Consider the following 17,165-nt stretch of genomic DNA (forward strand, 5'->3'; position numbering starts at 1 on the left):
TCGGGCGCCTTACCGTCCTAATCCGCCTCGGCCAGCATGGCGGCGAAGCGGGCGAGCGCCCGGGCCTCGCCTTCGGGGTCGTAAGCCATGCGCGGGTCGAAGCGGTGGGTGTCGCTGTCGAAGGCGTGGGTGAGGCCCGGTTCTTCGACGATGTCGATCCGGCTGCCTTCCGCGCTGCGGCGCTCGGCCAGCTTGCGGCAGTCGCCCGGCGGGGCGATCACGTCCCGGCCTGCGAGCAGCATCGTCACCGGGAAGGGATCGCCGATCGGGTCGCGGTCGGCGGCGATGATGCCGCCGCAATAGGGGTAGAGGAGGAAGGCGGACTGAACGCCCGCAAACTCGCGCTCGGAACCAGGCTTCGCCGCTTCAGCCATCGCGTCGAGGATCGTCCAGCCGCCATGGCTCCAGCCGATCAGGACGACTTCGGTCTCATCTAGCCGGTCGTTGGCCGCGACGAGATCGAGCGCGGCGAACACGTCCGCGGCGCGCTCCTGACCGCGCAGGGACAGCCCCGTGCAGACAAAACTCAGCGCCCCGGCCCGGCCGATGCCGCGCGCGGCGTGGCTGTCCACGATCACCGCCGCCCAGCCGTTCTCGAGCGCGGTCTCCGCGTAGGTGTCCTGCACCGCCTGCACGCCGCCGCAGCCCGAGATCATCACCGCGGCGGGAACCGGGCCGTCCGCGCCCTCGGGCAGGCGGATCTCGGTATGCGCGGGTATGTCCTGCGCGCTGGCGCAGGCGGACAGGGCCGTCGCGGCCAGGGCGGCGAGGGCTGTGCGCATCAGTGCCTGAAATGGCGCATGCCGGTGAAGATCATGGCGATACCCGCCTCGTTCGCCGCCTCGATCACCTCGGTGTCGCGCACCGAGCCGCCGGGCTGGATGACGCAGCGCGCGCCCGCCGCGATGGCTTCCTTCAGCCCGTCGGCGAAGGGGAAGAAGGCGTCGGACGCCAGCGCCGCGCCCTTGGTGCGCGGAGCGTCCCAGCCGTTTTCCTGCGCGGCGTCCTCGGCCTTGCGGGCGGCCAGGCGCACCGCCTCGACCCGGCTGGTCTGGCCCATGCCGACCCCGGCGGTCGAGCCGCCCTTGGCGAAGACGATGGCGTTCGATTTCACATGCTTGACGATGCGCCAGGCGAAGAGGAGGTCGGCCATCTCGTCCTCGTCGGGCTGACGCTCGGTGACGACCTTGAGGTCCTGGCTGCGGACGTGGCCGGCGTCGCGCTCCTGCACAAGAAGCCCGCCGGAGACCGATTTCACAGTCCAGCCCGGCTGGCGGGGATCGGGCAGGCCGCCGGTCAGCAGCACGCGCACGTTCTTCTTCGCCGACAGTATGTCGAGCGCGGCCTGATCGGCCTCGGGCGCGACCACCACTTCTGTGAAGATCTTCGTGATCTGGTCGGCGGTCTCCGCGTCGATCTTGCGGTTGAACGCGGCGATGCCGCCGAACGCGCTCACCGGATCGCCGGAGAAGGCGCGCTCATAGGCCGTGGCGAGGTCGGCCGCGACCGCCGCGCCGCACGGATTGGCGTGCTTGATGATGGCGCAGGCCGCGCTCTCCTCGGAGTCGAACTCGCTGACCAGTTCGAACGCCGCGTCGGCGTCGGCGATATTGTTGAAGCTCAGCTCCTTGCCCTGCACCTGACGGGCCGAGGCGACGCCGGGGCGCGCTTCGGTGGTCTGATAGAGCGCGGCGTCCTGATGGGGGTTCTCGCCGTATCTCAGCTTCTGAAGGCGCGGGCCGCCCACGGCGAACCAGCTGCGCGCGGGCTTTTCCACTTCAGGGTCCAGCCGGGCGGCGATCGCCGCGTCATAGGCCGCGGTGCGCGCGAACGCCTTGGCGGCGAGATGGCGGCGGGTCTCCAGCGTGGTGCAGCCCTCATGGGCGTCGATGTTTTCCAGCACCTTGTCGAGATCGCGCATGTCGCAGCACACCGCCACGAAGCGGTGGTTCTTCGCCGCGGCGCGGATCATCGCCGGCCCGCCCACGTCGATCTTCTCGATGCAGGCCTCGATCCCCGCGCCCGAGCGCGAGGTCTCCTCGAACGGGTAGAGATTGACCATCAGCACGTCGATCTCGGGAATGCCGTGCTCGGCCATGGAGGCCAGATCGTCCTCGCGGTCGCGCCGGGCCAGCAGCCCGCCATGCACGCGCGGATGCAGCGTCTTCACCCGTCCGTCCATCATCTCGGGAAAGCCGGTGACTTCTGAGACGTCTTTCGCTTCCAGCCCGGCATCGCGCAGGGCCTGCAGCGTGCCGCCGGTGGACAGAAGCTCGACGCCGGCCGCGGCCAGCTTGCGGGCGCGTTCGGCCAGGCCCTGCTTGTCGGACACCGAAATCAGGGCGCGGCGGACCGGCGCGAGGTGAAGGTCTTCCATGAAACTGCAGGCCTTGGCTGAATAATCGAGGGGAGGCGCGCGCTTAGCACGGCCGCTGTGTCGGATGAAGCGCGCGGGCGCCGGACCGGTTCAGATTATCCCGCAGCGCCGACCCGGCCAAGCCGCTGGAAGGCCCAGCGCACGCGGTTGGGCGGTCGCTCGCCGCCGCCGAAGGGCTCGGCCTCGCCGACGATCACCAGCTGGGTGGAGCGCTTGGGCGGCGCGCCGGCGGCCAGATAGACGCTGCGTTCGAGCCTGACCGGCCCGCCGTCGGTCCTGAACCGCCAGCCGTCGCCGTTGGCCAGCACGAGAAGCGCGCTCATCGAATCGCGCGACAGCGAGGCGCGCACGTCAGGATGCAGGTGAAAGCGGATGGCGTAGCGCAGCCGCTTTTCAGGATCGTCCGGCGCGCCGTCCTCGACCGGGCGGAACAGCCCGTCCTCGCCCCTGAGATCGCCGCCGTCGACGGCCAGGAACAGCCGCCGCCTCAGGCTCAGCCCGTAAGGCTTGCGATAGCCGTCATGGCTGGCCTCCAGCCAGACGCCGAGATCTTCCTCGTTGCGGCGGACCTTCACCGGGTCGGGGCCGTGCGCCACGCGCGGGCCCAGAAGATCGCGCCGCCAGCCCGCGCCGATAAGGCGCGAGGCGCTGGTTTCTTCAAGCGTCAGCGCCGAGTGCGCCGCAGTCGCGCGGACCGCTTCGCGCCAGGGCGAGGGCTGATCGGCCGACCAGCCGCAATTGACCACGACCCGGCCGCCGGGCGCTGCGAATTCAAAGGCGAGCGCGCTGGCGTGATAATCCGCTGCGTGCATGCCGGGCGGCGGGCCGGCCGCGTCCAGAATCACGATCGCGCCGCCGGCCTCGGCCCGGTGATAGCCCGAGTGCGGCGCGACGTTGAAGCCGGCCTTGGCCTTCTTGGCGACGCCGAGATGGTCGAGCGCGGCTTCGACCGCGCGGATCGGGCCTTCCCCGCCGCCGTGAAAGCCTGCGAGCGCGCCGCCGGGCAGACGGGCGAAGCGCACGAAGCCGGCGATCCGGTCCATGGCGCGGCGCACGCTCTGGGGCAGTTCCAGACCCGCCGAAGCGGCGGTCCGGTCGAGCTCGGTCAGCGCGACGAGGATCTCTGCGGCGGCTTCGGGGTTGCGGCTGACATGGCCGCCGTCGGGCAGGATCTGCGCGTCCAGGGCCGCCGCGAGCTGCGCGCCCGCCTTCACCGCCGTGCGCGGGGGCAGCCCCAGGCACAGCACCGCCAGCGCCAGGCTGATCGCAGCGTCCAGCCGCGTGCGGTCGGGTTCGACCACGGGCAGGGCGCGCGCGAGCCGGCGCGACTGCCGGGCCAGGGCGCGCAGGCGCACCGGGCCGTCCTCGCCGGAAAACAGCGCCTCTCCGGCCAGCAGCCAGGCGCGGACCCGGCCTTCGAGCACGCGCGGCTCCCAGGAAAACCAGTTCCAGCCGCCGAACCGGTCGATCCAGTCGTCGACCAGCGCGCGGGCGCGCTCGGTCGCTTCGGGGTCGTCCAGCGCCAGAAGATCGGCGAGCCAGCCGAACCGGTGCAGCGTCTCGGCGAAGCGGCGCGAAGGGGCGGGCCGGTCCCAGACGCTTTCGCCGGGCTCGACCTGAAGGCTCTCTCCGCACAGTGCGAAGCGTCCGGCCAGGATCGCCGCGCCGCGCGCCTTGTCGCCCTTGATCAGAGGTTCGGGTGTGGCGGCCAGCGCGTCGGGGGCAGGGCCCGACAGGGCGGGCATGCGATAGACCGCCAGCGCGTTTGCGATGTCCGAGCTTTCACGGCGGATCCGCCGGGCCGCAGCCGCGGCCAGGTCCGCCGCCGTCACGTGCCGCCCCGCCGCCACCGGTCAGCCTCCTCGCAAGGAAGCGATATTGGCGGCGTAGGCGTCCGGCCCGCCCTTGAAGACCGCCGAGCCCGCGACCAGCGCGTCCGCGCCCGCCTCGCGGCAGGCTTTGGCGGTTTCGGGGTTCACCCCGCCGTCGACCTCGATCTTCGTGGCGAGGCCGCGGGAATCGATCATCTGGCGCAGCGCCTCGATCTTGCGAAGCTGGCCGGTGATGAAGCTCTGCCCGCCGAAGCCGGGATTGACGCTCATGATCAGCACCAGATCGAGCTCGTCGAGCACATGGTCGATGCTTTCAAGCCCGGTGCCGGGATTGAGCGCCGCGCCGGCCTTCGCCCCGTTCGCCTTGATGGTCTGGACTGTGCGGTGAAAATGCGGTCCCGCCTCGGGATGGGCGGTGATCAGATCGGCGCCAGCCTGGGCGAAATCGGCGATATAGGCGTCGACCGGGCTGATCATCAGGTGCACGTCGAAGGGCTTTTTCGACCAGGGCCGGATCGCTTTGACGACGTTCGGGCCGATGGTCAGGTTCGGCACGAAATGGCCGTCCATCACGTCGACATGGATCCAGTCCGCCCCCGCCTCGTCGACGGCTTTCACCTCCTCGCCCAGCCGCGCGAAGTCCGCAGACAGAATCGAAGGCGAGATGATCACCGGATCAGGCATGTCCAATCGGATACCAGCGGGTCCGGACCGGGGCAAGGACGCGCTGCGGCGTCAGGTGAACGCAAGGTTCATCACCGGGCCGGCTTGACGATCCGGGCGATGAAGAAGCCGTCGAGCCCGCCTTTGTCGGCCCACATGTCAGGACGGGTGCGCACTGCGCCCTCGGCGGTGATCGCCTCTTCCAGCTCCGGCATTTCTTCGGGGCGGACCGGGTCGAGCCGGGCCTCGGGGGTGCGTTTCAGGAAGGCGGCGATCTGGTCCTCGCCTTCTTCGGGTTCGAGCGAGCAGACGCAGTAGACGAGCCGCCCGCCGGTTTTCAGCATGGCGTAGGCCGCGTCCAGAAGCCTGGACTGGATGGGCCCCAGCGAGGCCACGTCGCCGGGCTGCTTGGCGTAGACCGCATCGGGGCGGCGGCGCAGCGTGCCCGTCGCCGTGCACGGCGCGTCCAGCAGCACCGCGTCCAGCGGCGCTTCGGGCGTCCACTCGGCTGCGTCGGCGGCGGCGATCTGGGCGCTCAGGCCCGCCCGCGCGAGATTGTCTTCCAGCCGTTTCAGGCGCTTGGGCGAGGCGTCGACCGCGATGGTCTGCGCGCCGCTCGCAGCGATCTGCATCGTCTTGCCGCCCGGCGCAGCGCAGAGATCGGCGATGGTTTCTCCGCGCCTGGGCGCGAGCAGGCGCGCGGGCAGGGCGGCGGCGGCGTCCTGCACCCACCAGTCCCCGGTGGCGTAGCCGGGCAGGTCCTCGACCGCGCCGATGGTCTGCCGCCTCACCGTGCCGCCGGGCAGCACCGCCCCGCCGATCGCGTCGGCGAGCTGGTTCGCATCCACGCCGGGCTTCAGCGTCAGATCGAGCGGGGGCGGGCCGGAGCGGGCCGCCGTCATCGCCCGCGCCGTGTCCTCGCCCCAGGCGTCGACCCAGCGTTCGGCCCACCATTGCGGCAGATCATCCAGCGGATCTGAGCCCTTGAACGCGCCCCGGCCCTTCTCGCCGACCCGGCGCAGCACCGCGTTCGCCAGGTTCTTGAACCTTCGGCTCTCCGGCGAGGCGTCCATCACCGAGACCCAGGCGTCGACCGCGGCGTGCGGCGGCGTATCGAGGATCAGCCGCTCGGCCGCGCCCAGAAGCAGGATCAGCCGGGCGCTGAACGCCTTTTCCGGAAGCGGCTTGTCTAAAAGCACGTCCAGGGCCGCCTGCAGCGCGCCCGCACGCCGGATCGCCGCGGTGGTCACGGCGCGGGCGAAGGCGCGGTCGCGGGCGTCGAGGCGCTTGAAGGAGGGCCGCCCCGAAAGCGCGGCCTCCAGCGTCTGGCCCTTGCCGACCACGCCGGCGAGCGCGGCCAGCGCGACCTGGCGGGCGGGATGAAGCGAGCGGTTGGCGTGAGGCCGGGTGTGTTCGGGCTTTGCAGACATGGTCGCCGCGTTAGCACGGCCCCGCCTGCCCGCGCCAGCGCTCAGAGCTTCGCCGCGGGAAGCGTCGCGGTGTCCACCAGCCCGTCGAGCGGGGCGGATTCGGCCTCTTCCTTGGGCCGCAACAAATAGAATTCCGCTGCGTACCAGCCGGACTCCTCAAGCGCGGTGGCGTCCCGGCCGATCTCGGCGAGCCGGCCGAGCGCGCCGTCGCGCTCCTTCGGGCCGGTGAAGCGGCGCTGCGGGAAGACCCGGCCTTCGAGCTTCTCGGCCACATAGCCGCGCGAGGTCATCGCCCGGGCGATCGGCGTGATGTCGAACTGGCGCAGACAGAAGCTCGCGATCCAGGGCCGCGCCTGCGCGGCGTCGGCCAGGGTCTGGAAGGTCTTCTCTGTCACATAGCCGATCGCGCCTGTGGAGATGACGAGGTCTGCGCCCCCGAGCCCGCTCCAGCCCTGCGGCAGCGGCTCGCCGGCTTCGAGATTGGTGCTGAGCCCGCAATCGAGCAGACCCGTGCGCACCGCGTAGTCGATCGCCGGAGCGGCGCTGTCGAGACCCGTGAAGACGAGATCGTTGATCACCGGCCGGCTCGCAAACCAGTTCCGGTCGCGCTCGAGGACCTCGTCCGAACTCAGCCCCTCGGCGGCGAAGGCGGCGTAGCGCGCTTCGAGCTCGCTGAGACTGAGCCCGTATTTTTGCAGCGCCGCATTGATGCCGTACGAGCATCCAACGTCGATCACACGCAGCCGGTGGGCGCCGCGCTGCTTGCGGTAGGCCTTGTAAATCGAGCTGAAGACCTGATACGCCGATTCCGGGATCACATAGCCGTGACGGCGCAATGTATTGAAGTATTTACGCGGGTCTGGCGCGCTATAAATCGCGTTAAAGTCAGACTTCCCGGTCTTGTCTAGAGTCTCGGGCGCGCTTCCGTCCGGCATGACACTTTCCTGACAATCGGCTGAGTTGACCTTCGGGTCCTAGCAGCCCCGATGCGGCGCCGCAAGGACTGATTAAGCATTTGCGAATACCGCACATTTTCCGGAGCGCTTGACGCAATTCGACCGTTTCTAAACTCCAGGACGCCGGCGAGGTTCCGCCGCGGTAACAAAAAAACCCCGCGGCTTACACCGCGGGGTTTTCCGTCCGGTCTGACGGCGGCGTCAGTCTTCGGCGATGTCCGGCACGGCGACGGCGTGGAAGCCCGCGTCCACGTGCAGCACTTCACCGGTGCACGACTTGCCCAGATCGCTGAGCAGGTAAAGCGCCGCGCCGGCGACGCCTTCCATCGTGGTGTCCTCTTTCAGCATCGACCAGTCCTTGCCGGTCTTCATCAGCGTGCGGCCGCCGGAAATGCCGGCCATGGCCAGGGTGCGCATCGGACCAGCCGAGATCGCGTTCACCCGGATCCCGGCCGGGCCGAGATCGCGCGCGACATAGCGGGTGGAGGCTTCCAGCGCGGCCTTGGCCACGCCCATCACGTTATAGTTCGGCACGACCCGCTCTGCGCCGAGATAGGTCATGCACACGATCGACCCGCCGCCCTCTTCACGGCTGGGCATCAGTTCGCTGGCCCGGCGCGAGGCGTCCACGAAGGAGAACGCGGAGATGTCCATCGCCCGCTTGAAGCCTTCGCGCGTCGTGTTGTGGGTGAAGCTGCCCTGCAGCTCTTCCTTGCCGGCGAACGCGATGGCGTGGACCAGGAAGTCGAGCTTGCCCCACTTGTCCTTGATGGTCTCAAAGCAGGCGTCCATCGAGGCGTCGTCGCTGACGTCGGCGGTCACCATGAAAGGCTCGCCGGGAAGGCTCTCCACCAGCGGACGGACCCGCTTCTCCAGCGCCTCGTCCTGATAGGAGAAGGCCAGCTCGGCGCCCTGGGCGGCCAGCTGCCGGGCGATGCCCCAGGCGATGGAGTTCTTGTTCGCGACGCCCATGACGAGGCCGCGCTTGCCCTTCATCAGTTCGCCGGCCGGAAACTCAGTGTCGGACAATGCCGCCTCCCTTCGATCACGATGGCGCCGCTTTTCGCGCCGATAACCCGTTACGCCCGCAATAGCCCACAGGCCGGGCCCCGTCGAGGCGCCCGGGCGCGCGCTGCGAACAGGTCTCAACTGCGGCGTCTGGTCGCCGCCCGGCGCGCATCCGACCGTGGCATGGTCGCGTTTACCTTTGAGGAAGGGGGACGCAGGAAACATCGCCCCCAACCACCGAGCGTTCGAGGACATCCATGAAATCTGCTCCGCTTCCGCGGTCCCTCGCGATCCCCAAAAGCTGGAAGAATCTCGACTGGTCGAGCGTGTTCGCCGCCATCATCTACCCCGCCCTGGGGGTGCTGGGCCTGATCGTCGCGTTCACGCTGGGCCTGGCGCTGGAAAGCCTGCAGCTTCACTGGTGGTACGCGCCGCTCGCTCTTGCGGTTGGCGCGGTCACGCTGGTGATCTGCAATATGGGCATCGGGGTGCTGCACCGGGTCTGGCACCACAAGGCCGGCGAGCTGCGCGGGCCAGCCCAGGTCATCACTGCGGTGAACTGCATCATCGCCATGCAGGGCAAGCTGAAGGACTGGGTGAACTACCACTCCCAGCACCATCGCCTGTCCGACAAGCCCGGCGACCCGCACAATCCCGGCGAGGGCAAGCTGTGGGCCTGGATGGGCTGGCTGTTATGGCGCGACCGCAACGACATGCAGCGCCCGCTGGCGATGTGGCTGCGCGACAATCCGGCGGTGCGCGCGATCGACGCCCATCACGGCAAGCTCGCCTTCCTGGTCCATCTGGTTATCCCGGCGGCGATTTACGCCGTGGTCGCCGCGACCGGCGGATCGATCCTCCTGACCTTCATCCTGCACGCGGCCGCAGTGACGGCGCGCGGGGTGCAGTTTCACGCCACCATCCTGGGCGTGAACGTGTTCGGCCATCTCAAGACCCCCGCCTGGGCGGACTATCTGCTGGCCGTGCTCACCGGCGGCGAGGCCTTCCACGACCACCATCACGACGAACCGGCCAGCGCCCTGCACCTGCCGCGCAAGGGGCTGCTGAACCGTCTGGTGGACTATAACGGCACCACGCTCCTGATCTTCGAGAAGCTGCGCTGGGCGCGCGATCTGAAGATCGCCGAGCGCTTCGCCACGCCGCAGCTCGCCGCCCCGCGTTAGGCTCGCGTTCACTGCCACGCTTAAAGGCGCGTCAACATACCGGCCCGCATGGTGACCCTTGCGCATTTCAGGGGTTCGCCATGCGGCGCCGCACGCTTTCAGTTCTCTTCGTCTGCACCGGAAACATCTGCCGCTCGCCCATGGCGGAGGCGGCCGCGCGCGCCATTGCGGCGGGCAAGGGCCGCGACATCCTTTTCGACAGCGCCGGCACCGGCGACTGGCACGCCGGGGAGAAGCCCGATCCGCGCGCGGTCGCGGCCGGCGCGCGCCGCGGCTATAACCTTTCGGGCATCACCGCGCGGGCGGTGACCGACGCGGACTTCACCGGCTACGACCACGTCGTCGCGCTCGATCAGAGCCATGTGAAATGGCTGATCGCGCGCCGGGCCGCGCTGCGCCTGCCCGAACGGCCGGTCTCGCGGTTGATGGACTGGTCGGTGGGGCTGGCGGGCCGGGACGTGCCCGATCCCTATTACGGCGCGCCGGAGGATTTCGAAATCGCGCTCGACCTCATCGAGAAGGGCTGCGAGGGCCTGGTCTCGCGGATATAGACCCGCGCGCCGGCCGTCCTGACGATCAGGTAGGACGGCTCGCGCCCCACCCCGCCGGTCAGCGATCCTGAAAAGAAGCCCGGCTCGAGCTCGACCGTACGGGCCTCGCGCGCCTGGCGGTCGCGGGCGTCACGCTCGCGCACCGGCTCGGCCGGTTCGGCGGCCGGCGTCGCGATCAGCAAAAGGGCGGTCAGAACGCTCACGCGTGCCAGAATAGCACGCTTTCGACGCGAAGCGAGCCGGGGCGGCGCGCAGTGCCGGCTCGGGTGGGGACGCGTCAGGGTCTGCGGATTTCGGCGCTCTACGATCCTCACCCAACCGCGGCCTGCGGTCGAACCCTCTCCATCAAGGGAAGGCGTTACTGCAGCGACTTCCCGAACCGCCGTCCGCCTAAAAATCGTAGGTGATGCCCTTCTTCTCCCAGTCGCCGTAGCGCGTGGGTTCGGGGCCTTTCGGGCCTCCGTGCTCTGTTTCGCGGGCGGCCTTTTCCGCTTCGGCCTTGCGGCGGCGCTCTTCGGCTTCTGCGAGGGCGCGTTTCGCCGCCTCGCTCAGCGGGCGGGGGCTGCCGCTTTCAGGGGTTTCCGGGCCGTCGCTCATCGCTTGCAGCTCCTCGGTCGCGCACCCAGATAACTAGGCGGGCCGCAGCGTGCGGCCAAGTGTTGAACCAGGGACTCGCGCACATGACCGGCAACGGCCTTCGCACCTTCATGCTTCTGGCGGCGCTGACCGCGCTGTTCATGGGGATCGGCTATCTGATCGGCGGGCCCGGCGGCGCCGGGCTGGCCTTCCTCGTGGCGGCGGCGATGAACGTTTTCGCCTACTGGAATTCCGACAAGATGGTGCTGCGCATGCACGGCGCGCGGGAGATCCTGCCCGACGAGCGCGATCCCAGGCTCTACCAGTTCGCGCGCGACACCGCCGACATGGCGCAGAACGCCGGCATGCCCGCGCCGCGCATCTATGTCATCGACAACCCCCAGCCCAACGCCTTCGCCACGGGCCGCAGCCCGAGCCACGCCGCGGTGGCGGCCACGACCGGCCTGCTCGCCCAGCTCAACCGGCAGGAGGTGATGGGGGTGATGGCCCACGAGCTCGCTCATGTGCGCTCGCGCGACACGCTGACCATGACGGTGACCGCGACCTTCGCCGGCGCGATCGGGTTTCTGGCGAACTTCGCGCTGTTCTTCGGCGCGCGGGAGCGGGGCGGGCTTCTGGCGGGCCTTCTGATCGCGATCTTCGCGCCGATGGCGGCCGCGCTCGTGCAGATGGCGATCTCGCGCTCGCGCGAGTACGAGGCCGACCGGATCGGGGCCGAGATCTGCGGCAATCCGCAATGGCTCGCCAGCGCGCTCGAGAAGATCGAACGCGGCGCGCGCCGGACGCTCAATGAAAGCGCCGAGCGCAATCCCGCCAGCGCGCACATGTTCATCATCAATCCGCTCAACGGCCAGCGCGGCGATAATTTCTTCTCCACCCATCCGAACACCGCGAACCGCATCGCCAAGCTGCGCGAGATGGCGGGGAACGCGCCCACCCCGCCCGCCGGCCCCTGGGGCCATCAGGGCCCGTGGGGCGGCGGCGTATCGGGAGAAGGCCCGGGCCGCGATTTCGGCGGACCCTGGGGGTGAGCTTCCGCTCAATCCCCTGGATACCCGGCGTTAACCGTCCGCCGATTACGAATAAGCTTGAACGTATTCGGTGAACGCGGGACCACCTATGGGCGGGGCGTTTCGATTGCTGGCGATGGTGACGCTCGTGGCGGGTCTGCCCGCCGCGGGCGCTGTCGCGACTGCGCCTGAGACCGGCCAGGCCGCCGTTCTTTTCAACCCCGCCCTCACCGATGCAGAGCTCGCCGCCGCAGCGGCGAGCAGCGGCGCGGCCATCGTGCGCTTCGGCGCATTGCCCGGCAGCCTCGTGGTGGATTTGCCTGACGCGCGCGCGAAAGAGCGTCTGCGCGCGGCGGGCGCATGGATGATCGCCGACCCGGTCGTGCTGGGCGGCTGTTCGGCTTCTCAAGATGGAGATCTCGGTCGATGAGCAGGCTTCAGGCTGTCAGGCGCGACGCGCAACGCATTCTCCTCGTCGGACTCGGTCTTTCGGTCCCGGTTTATCTCGCCGCCTCGCTGCTCGCCGCGCCAGGAACCGCGCTCGTAGGCACGGTTATTGTCGCGCTCGCCGCAGGCCTCGTCTTCTTCAGCTGGCGCGCCGCTCCGGACGCGGCCTCGACCCGCATGATCACAGGCGCGGCGATGATGGCGCTGCCTGCCGCGCTCACCTTCATGATGAGCGGCAAGGCCTGGCAGATCGACATGCACATGACCTTCTTCGCCGCGCTCGCGGCGGTGACGATCCTTTGCGACTGGCGGGCGCTTCTGGCCGCAGCCGGCGCCGCGGCGGTGCACCATCTCGTCCTGAATTTCGCCCTTCCCGCAGCCGTCTTTCCTGGCGGCGGGGATTTCTTCCGGGTGGTGTTCCACGCGGTCGTGGTGGTCGCCCAGACCGGGCTTCTTCTCTGGCTCGCGAGCGCGATCACCAAGGCGCTCGAAACCGCCGACAACGCGTTGGCCGAAGCCGATGAAAGCCGCAGGACAAGCGAAACCCTCGCCGAACAGGACCGGCGCAAGGAAGCGGACATGCGCCGGGCGCGCGCCGATATCGCCGCGCTCGCCGGCGCGTTCGAGAAGACGGTCGGGGAAGTGCTGTCCGAGCTTGAACGCGCCGCGGCCGAGCAGACAGATCTCGCCGGCCGGCTGAAGACCGATGCGGGCGGCACGCGCGAGCGCGCCGCAGCCGTGGCGAAAAACGCCGACGGTACGCGGGCCTGCGTCGAGGCGGTGGCCTCGGCGGCGGCCGAACTCGCCGCGTCGATCGAGGAAGTCTCACGCACGCTGGGCGCGGCGGACGAGGCCACGGGCCGGGCCGCCGACGAGGCGGGCAGGGCGGGCCAGTCCGTTCAGGCGCTCAACACCGCCGCGCGCGAGATCGAGACGATCGCCGACCTCGTCACCTCGATCGCCGAGCAGACGAACCTGCTGGCGCTCAACGCCACCATCGAGGCGGCGCGCGCCGGAGAGGCGGGCAAGGGGTTCGCGGTCGTGGCCAGCGAGGTGAAGGACCTCGCCGACCAGACCGGCCGGGCGACCAGCGACATCCGCACGCGCATCGACGCGATGCGCCGGGCCGCCGAAGAGGCCGCCCAGGGGCTGGGCCGCATCGGCGGCGTAATCAAGGAAGCGCGCGGGGCCTCGGCCGATGCGCGCGGCGCCTTCGGCCAGCAGGCCAGCGCGACAGACGAGATCGCGCGGCTCGCCTCTGAAGCCGCCCAGTCCACCGGGCAGATGGGCGAGCAGGCCGGCGAAGTCGACGGCGCGGCCGCGCGCACCGACGCGGCGGCCGAGCGGTTCGAAAGCTCCGCCCAGGGGCTCGCCGCGGCGGCGAGCCGGCTGTCCGCCGAGCTCGCAAAATTCCGCAGCGATCTCGACAAGGCGGCGTAAGGGGCGGGCTGAAAGCGGCCCCGCGTCAGTTCTGCGGGCCGGAGAGATTCATGTGCGATTTGCGCGGGGTCTCGCCGGCCTTCTCGACCAGCAGGTTCTGAACCCGCTTTTCGATCTCGTCGGCGGGCTCGTTGACCACGTCCTTGGGCTCTTCGATCAGAAGCCGCTTTTCAAGCCGGTCCGAATAGCGCTCGCGTGCTTCGCCGAGCGTCTTGTCCGCCGCGATGAGCACGAGCCGGTCGAAGCTCTGGCGCTCGGCTTCCTGGTTGAGCCGGTCGAGCAGACGGTCGGTGAAGCGGATCTTCTCAAGCTCGTGCCGGTCGGTCTGCTGAACGCCGGACCGGCCGTGAGCGGCCTGGGCGTCCACGCCCTTGCCCTTCGAGCCTGAGCCGGCGTCCTGGAAGCGGCCGGGACGGTCGGTGGTCTGCTCGCGGTCGGGCGGGTTGTCGTTGTCGAACCGGTTGAGCAGTTCCAGATTCACCGCGTCGTCGAAACCCTTGTTTTCAAAGACGAGCGCTTTGCCGCCGTCGAACACGGCGACCCAGGTGATCTGTTCTGTCTCGGGGCGCATGAGCTGCCTCCTCATCGGTGGGTGAACCATCGAGGAAACAACGCGCTCCGGCCGCGCCGCGTTGCGCGGCGCAGCCGTCAGTTCGCCGCGTTCAGCCGGTCAGCTCGCCGGCGCAGGCGGCGGCGCGAAGGTAGCGAGGCATGCGTCCGCCAGCGTCCACTGCCCGCCCTGGTTCACGAAGCGGCAGGCGGCGTGATCGACCGCGGCCATGCCCAGCTCCGCGCCGGGCAGGGCGTCGTTCTGCAGCCGCTCGAACCGGCCCGAGGGGAAGACATAGGCCAGCCGTTCGGTGTCGCTCTGGGGCGCGTCATAGACACACAGCGGGGGCTGCATCAGCACGGTGCGCACCGAGCGGTCGCCCATGCGCTGGCCGAACACCTGCGCGGCGACGGCCGGATCGAGATCGGCGATGCGCCGGGACAGCGCAGGATCGGTCGTCATCTGCGCCACCCGCGCCTCGTCATGGGCGACGATGGCGCCGAAGGCGGCGCGCTCGGCGGCGCTGGCGTCCCGGCAGGCGATCGGGGTTTCGGTGGTGGCGCAGGCGGCTGCGGCGAGACCGGCGAGGCCGGCGGCGAGATAACGGACGGACATGAGGCGCACTCTCCGTTGCGGGGCGAGGATCGGAAAGACGATGCCCCAGAGCCGTGACGGGGTGAAGACGGGGGCTGCGGTTTTGCTTAACCGCATCCTCCGCTCATCTGATCGATCCAGGCCGCGACCAGCGCCACACCCTCTTCATGGGCGACCGCGCGGCCGAGCTCGGGCATCATGATGTCGGCGCGGTCGCTGGCCATGCGGTGCGCGAAGATCGAGGCGTCCGCATCGCCCGGAACGATGCCGTAGAGCCGGTTGCCGGTGCCGCGCCCCGCTGCGATCGGCGGCTTGCACAGCCCGAAATTCGGACCTGCCGGCTCCCAGGGTTCGAGATAGAGCCCCGAAGTGTCCGCCTGTCCGGTGCGCGAATGGCAATGCGCGCAGTTGATGTCGATATAGCTGCGCGCCGCCGCCTCGAGTTCGAGATCGCTGATCGGCACGCCCGACGCCCAGGCCGCAGACGCCGGCGCGGAGCCCGGCTCGGGTGCGCCGCTCAGAAGCCCCGCCGCCGTCCAGCGGTCGAGCTGGTTCTCCACCCCGTCCGCATAGGCGAAATCGCCGTTCAGATGGCGCGCCTTCGGCCCGATCGGCCGCACGCCGCGCCCGTCGGTGGTGTCGGTGACGTGGCAATTGGCGCACTGATTGACGTTGGGCACCATGTAGTCGAGCCGCTGCGCGCCGGCCTCGCCGACCAGCACCAGATCAACGAAGGCGCCGGGGCGGGAAAGCCGGGCTTCGCTCTGGTCCTCGTCCCAGACGTAAGGCAGCGCCTCCCAGCCCGCCTCGCGGCGGACCAGAACCCGGGTCTCGATCAGCCGGACCTCGTCCATGTCGAGCGCCCGGCCGTCGAAATGAGCCATGGAGACGCCGTCACGGCTCACGCGCTCGAACCCGCCGCCTGCGCGCGGATAGTAGAAGGTCTTGGTGATGACCGTGCCGACGGGAAACTCGAACGCCTCGCGCGGATCATAGGCGGCCGGGCCTGCGCCTTCGGGCGTCCAGACCGTGCGCAGCTTCAGCGCGTAGTCCGAAAACAGCGCGGTGTTGAGATCATACGGCGTGACGTCCTCGCCCAGCACCAGCGATCCGCCGCCTGCGGCCAGCTGGCCCCAGTCCGACAATAGATCGGGCAGGCCGGCCTCGATATAGCGCGGCGCGGGCGGTTCGGGCGGCGGGCCGGAGGCGTCCGGGGCGGCGCTCTGCGGCGCTTCGGCCGCGCAGGCGGCGGCGAGCGCGGCGAGCGCCGAGGCGAGGAGGGCTTTGAGCGCCGGTCTCACAGGTCGAGCACCACCGGGTCGCGCGGGGTGAGCGTGCAGTCGAAGGCGGCTGCGTCCACAGTGGGCTCGGCGTCGCCGTCGGGATCGCGCACATACAGCACTTCGGCGTCGTTCACGCAGATGCGGCGGTCCTCCGGCCAGCCGGCCTCGGCGTAATCGGGCGCGACATAGCCGTCCCAGATCACCGCGGGCAGGCGGCCGGTCGGGCCGAACAGCGCGATGCGCGCGGCCTGCAGCATCATCTCGTCGGGATTGCCGCCGCCGCCCTCATAGGCGTTGTCGTACACCCAGATCGCCTCGGGATACTCCCCGAAGCCTTCAGGGGCGAGCTGGCGGGAGAAGTCCGCCGAGCGATAGCTCGAGATGATGACGTGAGCGGTGCGGTTGTCGCGCAGCCGGTTGTTGAAGATCTGCACGTCGTCGTTGGAGTTGATCAGGATTCCTGTGCCGGCAGGAACGCTGGCGACCGGCGTGCCCGCATGGCCGAAATTGGCGGTGTTGTTCTCGAACACGTCGTTGTCGAACACCCGCGTGCCCGCGCCGGGGCGCGGCAGATGGGGCATGTTGAAGACCAGTATCCCGCCGGTGTTGTTGGTCGCCACGTTGCCGTAGACGTCCGCGTCGTTGGAGTTCTCGATCTCGATGCCCGCGACGTTGAACTCCGCGCGGTTGTTCCTGACGATGATGGTCTCGGACTGGCCCACATAGATGCCGGCGTCCGACGCGCCGATCGCCACGGAATCCTCGATCAGCACGTTCTTCGACTGCACGGGATAGAGCCCGTAGGCGCCGTTCTCGGTAGAGGGCCCGTTCGTCCACTCCACCCGAACGCCGCGGATCACGATGTTCTCGCCGTCGGTGATCTTCAGCGCGTCGCCGAGCGTGTCCTCGATGGCGAGGTTTTCAATCGTGAAATCGTCCGCGCCGGAGACCAGGAGCCCTTCCGCGCCCTGGCGCTGCTCGGCGAAGCTCAGGATCGTACGGTCCATGCCCTGACCGCGAATGGTGACCCCGTCCACAGTCAGCGACAGGCCGCGCTCGATGAGGAAGTTTCCTTCCGGGATCTCGATGACGTCGCCGGGCTGGGCGTCCAGCAGGGCGTTCATCAGCTCGGCCTGGTAGTCCCGGTCGAACCCGCTGACGTCGCGGCCCGGCTCCTCGGCCGCACATGCGGCGAGCGCGAGCGCGGCCAGCGCCGGAACCATGAGCGTTCCGATCCTCATCG

The 17,165-nt window shown here is 69.6% G+C and carries 18 protein-coding genes; 5 read left to right on the forward strand and 13 right to left on the reverse strand.

All coding sequences use genetic code 11. From position 1 onward, the window contains the following. Positions 1 to 17: 17 nt before the first annotated feature. The 7 genes from ABL308_06465 to ABL308_06495 form a co-directional block, all read right to left on the reverse strand. Positions 18 to 782 (reverse strand): dienelactone hydrolase family protein, encoded by a 765-nt coding sequence (locus ABL308_06465; GenBank protein XBQ17520.1) that lies wholly within the window; start codon positions 780 to 782, stop codon positions 18 to 20. Beyond that, positions 782 to 2,377, reverse strand: a complete 1,596-nt coding sequence (gene purH, locus ABL308_06470; GenBank protein ID XBQ17521.1) for a bifunctional phosphoribosylaminoimidazolecarboxamide formyltransferase/IMP cyclohydrolase — start codon at positions 2,375 to 2,377, stop codon at positions 782 to 784. The genes ABL308_06465 and purH overlap by 1 nt, the downstream gene beginning before the upstream one ends. A 95-nt stretch (positions 2,378 to 2,472) precedes the next feature. Further along, positions 2,473 to 4,209, reverse strand: a complete 1,737-nt coding sequence (locus ABL308_06475; GenBank protein ID XBQ17522.1) for a heparinase II/III family protein — start codon at positions 4,207 to 4,209, stop codon at positions 2,473 to 2,475. A 21-nt stretch (positions 4,210 to 4,230) separates the two neighbouring features. Continuing rightward, positions 4,231 to 4,893 (reverse strand): ribulose-phosphate 3-epimerase, encoded by a 663-nt coding sequence (gene rpe, locus ABL308_06480; protein XBQ17523.1) that lies wholly within the window; start codon positions 4,891 to 4,893, stop codon positions 4,231 to 4,233. A gap of 71 nt (positions 4,894 to 4,964) precedes the next feature. Continuing rightward, positions 4,965 to 6,302: a transcription antitermination factor NusB gene (locus ABL308_06485; protein ID XBQ17524.1), complete on the reverse strand. Its 1,338-nt coding sequence runs from the start codon at positions 6,300 to 6,302 to the stop codon at positions 4,965 to 4,967. A gap of 41 nt (positions 6,303 to 6,343) precedes the next feature. Then, entirely contained in the window at positions 6,344 to 7,237 is an 894-nt protein-coding gene (locus ABL308_06490; GenBank protein XBQ17525.1) for a class I SAM-dependent methyltransferase, read from the reverse strand. Between the two features lie 222 nt (positions 7,238 to 7,459). Then, on the reverse strand, positions 7,460 to 8,287 hold the full coding sequence (locus ABL308_06495) for an enoyl-ACP reductase (protein XBQ17526.1): 828 nt from the start codon (positions 8,285 to 8,287) through the stop codon (positions 7,460 to 7,462). A gap of 236 nt (positions 8,288 to 8,523) precedes the next feature. Between ABL308_06495 and ABL308_06500 the strand changes: the two genes are divergently transcribed. Beyond that, positions 8,524 to 9,450, forward strand: a complete 927-nt coding sequence (locus tag ABL308_06500) for an acyl-CoA desaturase (GenBank protein XBQ17527.1) — start codon at positions 8,524 to 8,526, stop codon at positions 9,448 to 9,450. Positions 9,451 to 9,530: 80 nt separating this feature from the next. Then, a complete protein-coding gene (locus ABL308_06505; protein ID XBQ17528.1) occupies positions 9,531 to 10,001 on the forward strand; it encodes a low molecular weight protein-tyrosine-phosphatase in 471 nt (156 codons plus the stop codon). Here the strand turns inward: ABL308_06505 and ABL308_06510 are convergent. Both ABL308_06510 and ABL308_06515 read right to left on the reverse strand, forming a co-directional pair. Then, positions 9,923 to 10,204, reverse strand: coding sequence for a hypothetical protein (locus ABL308_06510; GenBank protein ID XBQ17529.1), 282 nt, complete (start codon positions 10,202 to 10,204; stop codon positions 9,923 to 9,925). The two genes, ABL308_06505 and ABL308_06510, sit on opposite strands and share 79 nt — an antisense overlap. Before the next feature lie 187 nt (positions 10,205 to 10,391). Further along, positions 10,392 to 10,598 carry a DUF1674 domain-containing protein gene (locus ABL308_06515; protein XBQ17530.1) on the reverse strand — a complete coding sequence of 69 codons (207 nt, stop codon included), beginning with the start codon at positions 10,596 to 10,598 and terminating at the stop codon, positions 10,392 to 10,394. A gap of 83 nt (positions 10,599 to 10,681) precedes the next feature. Between ABL308_06515 and htpX the strand changes: the two genes are divergently transcribed. The 3 genes from htpX (at position 10,682) to ABL308_06530 (ending at position 13,495) form a co-directional block, all read left to right on the forward strand. Beyond that, positions 10,682 to 11,629, forward strand: a complete 948-nt coding sequence (gene htpX / locus ABL308_06520; protein XBQ17531.1) for a zinc metalloprotease HtpX — start codon at positions 10,682 to 10,684, stop codon at positions 11,627 to 11,629. Positions 11,630 to 11,735: 106 nt separating this feature from the next. Beyond that, the gene (locus ABL308_06525; protein XBQ17532.1) at positions 11,736 to 12,038 is read left to right on the forward strand and encodes a hypothetical protein; all 303 of its coding nucleotides are present in this window, start codon (positions 11,736 to 11,738) and stop codon (positions 12,036 to 12,038) included. Continuing rightward, positions 12,035 to 13,495 (forward strand): methyl-accepting chemotaxis protein, encoded by a 1,461-nt coding sequence (locus tag ABL308_06530; GenBank protein ID XBQ17533.1) that lies wholly within the window; start codon positions 12,035 to 12,037, stop codon positions 13,493 to 13,495. The genes ABL308_06525 and ABL308_06530 overlap by 4 nt, the downstream gene beginning before the upstream one ends. A gap of 25 nt (positions 13,496 to 13,520) precedes the next feature. Here ABL308_06530 and ABL308_06535 read toward each other — a convergent pair whose 3' ends face one another. The 4 genes from ABL308_06535 to ABL308_06550 all read right to left on the reverse strand — a co-directional run bounded on the left by ABL308_06535 (position 13,521) and on the right by ABL308_06550 (position 17,163). Then, positions 13,521 to 14,066: a host attachment family protein gene (locus ABL308_06535; GenBank protein ID XBQ17534.1), complete on the reverse strand. Its 546-nt coding sequence runs from the start codon at positions 14,064 to 14,066 to the stop codon at positions 13,521 to 13,523. Positions 14,067 to 14,165: 99 nt separating this feature from the next. After that, positions 14,166 to 14,660 carry a hypothetical protein gene (locus ABL308_06540; protein ID XBQ17535.1) on the reverse strand — a complete coding sequence of 165 codons (495 nt, stop codon included), beginning with the start codon at positions 14,658 to 14,660 and terminating at the stop codon, positions 14,166 to 14,168. 86 nt (positions 14,661 to 14,746) lie between these two features. Further along, positions 14,747 to 15,940, reverse strand: coding sequence for an SO2930 family diheme c-type cytochrome (locus ABL308_06545; protein ID XBQ17536.1), 1,194 nt, complete (start codon positions 15,938 to 15,940; stop codon positions 14,747 to 14,749). Further along, entirely contained in the window at positions 15,937 to 17,163 is a 1,227-nt protein-coding gene (locus ABL308_06550) for a parallel beta-helix domain-containing protein (protein XBQ17537.1), read from the reverse strand. The genes ABL308_06545 and ABL308_06550 overlap by 4 nt, the downstream gene beginning before the upstream one ends. Positions 17,164 to 17,165: the final 2 nt, after the last annotated feature.

Source organism: Oceanicaulis sp. (assembly GCA_040112665.1).
In the GTDB taxonomy this organism is placed as follows: domain Bacteria; phylum Pseudomonadota; class Alphaproteobacteria; order Caulobacterales; family Maricaulaceae; genus Oceanicaulis.

What these genes read in the sequence shown, in the direction of transcription:
- ABL308_06530 (XBQ17533.1), top strand. Translation starts at nt 12,035, where the DNA reads ATGAGCAGGCTTCAGGCTGTCAGGCGCGACGCGCAACGCATTCTCCTC.
- rpe (XBQ17523.1), bottom strand. Translation starts at nt 4,893, where the DNA reads ATGCCTGATCCGGTGATCATCTCGCCTTCGATTCTGTCTGCGGACTTC.
- purH (XBQ17521.1), bottom strand. Translation starts at nt 2,377, where the DNA reads ATGGAAGACCTTCACCTCGCGCCGGTCCGCCGCGCCCTGATTTCGGTG.
- htpX (XBQ17531.1), top strand. Translation starts at nt 10,682, where the DNA reads ATGACCGGCAACGGCCTTCGCACCTTCATGCTTCTGGCGGCGCTGACC.
- ABL308_06540 (XBQ17535.1), bottom strand. Translation starts at nt 14,660, where the DNA reads ATGTCCGTCCGTTATCTCGCCGCCGGCCTCGCCGGTCTCGCCGCAGCC.
- ABL308_06500 (XBQ17527.1), top strand. Translation starts at nt 8,524, where the DNA reads ATGAAATCTGCTCCGCTTCCGCGGTCCCTCGCGATCCCCAAAAGCTGG.
- ABL308_06515 (XBQ17530.1), bottom strand. Translation starts at nt 10,598, where the DNA reads ATGAGCGACGGCCCGGAAACCCCTGAAAGCGGCAGCCCCCGCCCGCTG.
- ABL308_06485 (XBQ17524.1), bottom strand. Translation starts at nt 6,302, where the DNA reads ATGTCTGCAAAGCCCGAACACACCCGGCCTCACGCCAACCGCTCGCTT.
- ABL308_06535 (XBQ17534.1), bottom strand. Translation starts at nt 14,066, where the DNA reads ATGCGCCCCGAGACAGAACAGATCACCTGGGTCGCCGTGTTCGACGGC.
- ABL308_06490 (XBQ17525.1), bottom strand. Translation starts at nt 7,237, where the DNA reads ATGCCGGACGGAAGCGCGCCCGAGACTCTAGACAAGACCGGGAAGTCT.
- ABL308_06550 (XBQ17537.1), bottom strand. Translation starts at nt 17,163, where the DNA reads ATGAGGATCGGAACGCTCATGGTTCCGGCGCTGGCCGCGCTCGCGCTC.
- ABL308_06465 (XBQ17520.1), bottom strand. Translation starts at nt 782, where the DNA reads ATGCGCACAGCCCTCGCCGCCCTGGCCGCGACGGCCCTGTCCGCCTGC.
- ABL308_06505 (XBQ17528.1), top strand. Translation starts at nt 9,531, where the DNA reads ATGCGGCGCCGCACGCTTTCAGTTCTCTTCGTCTGCACCGGAAACATC.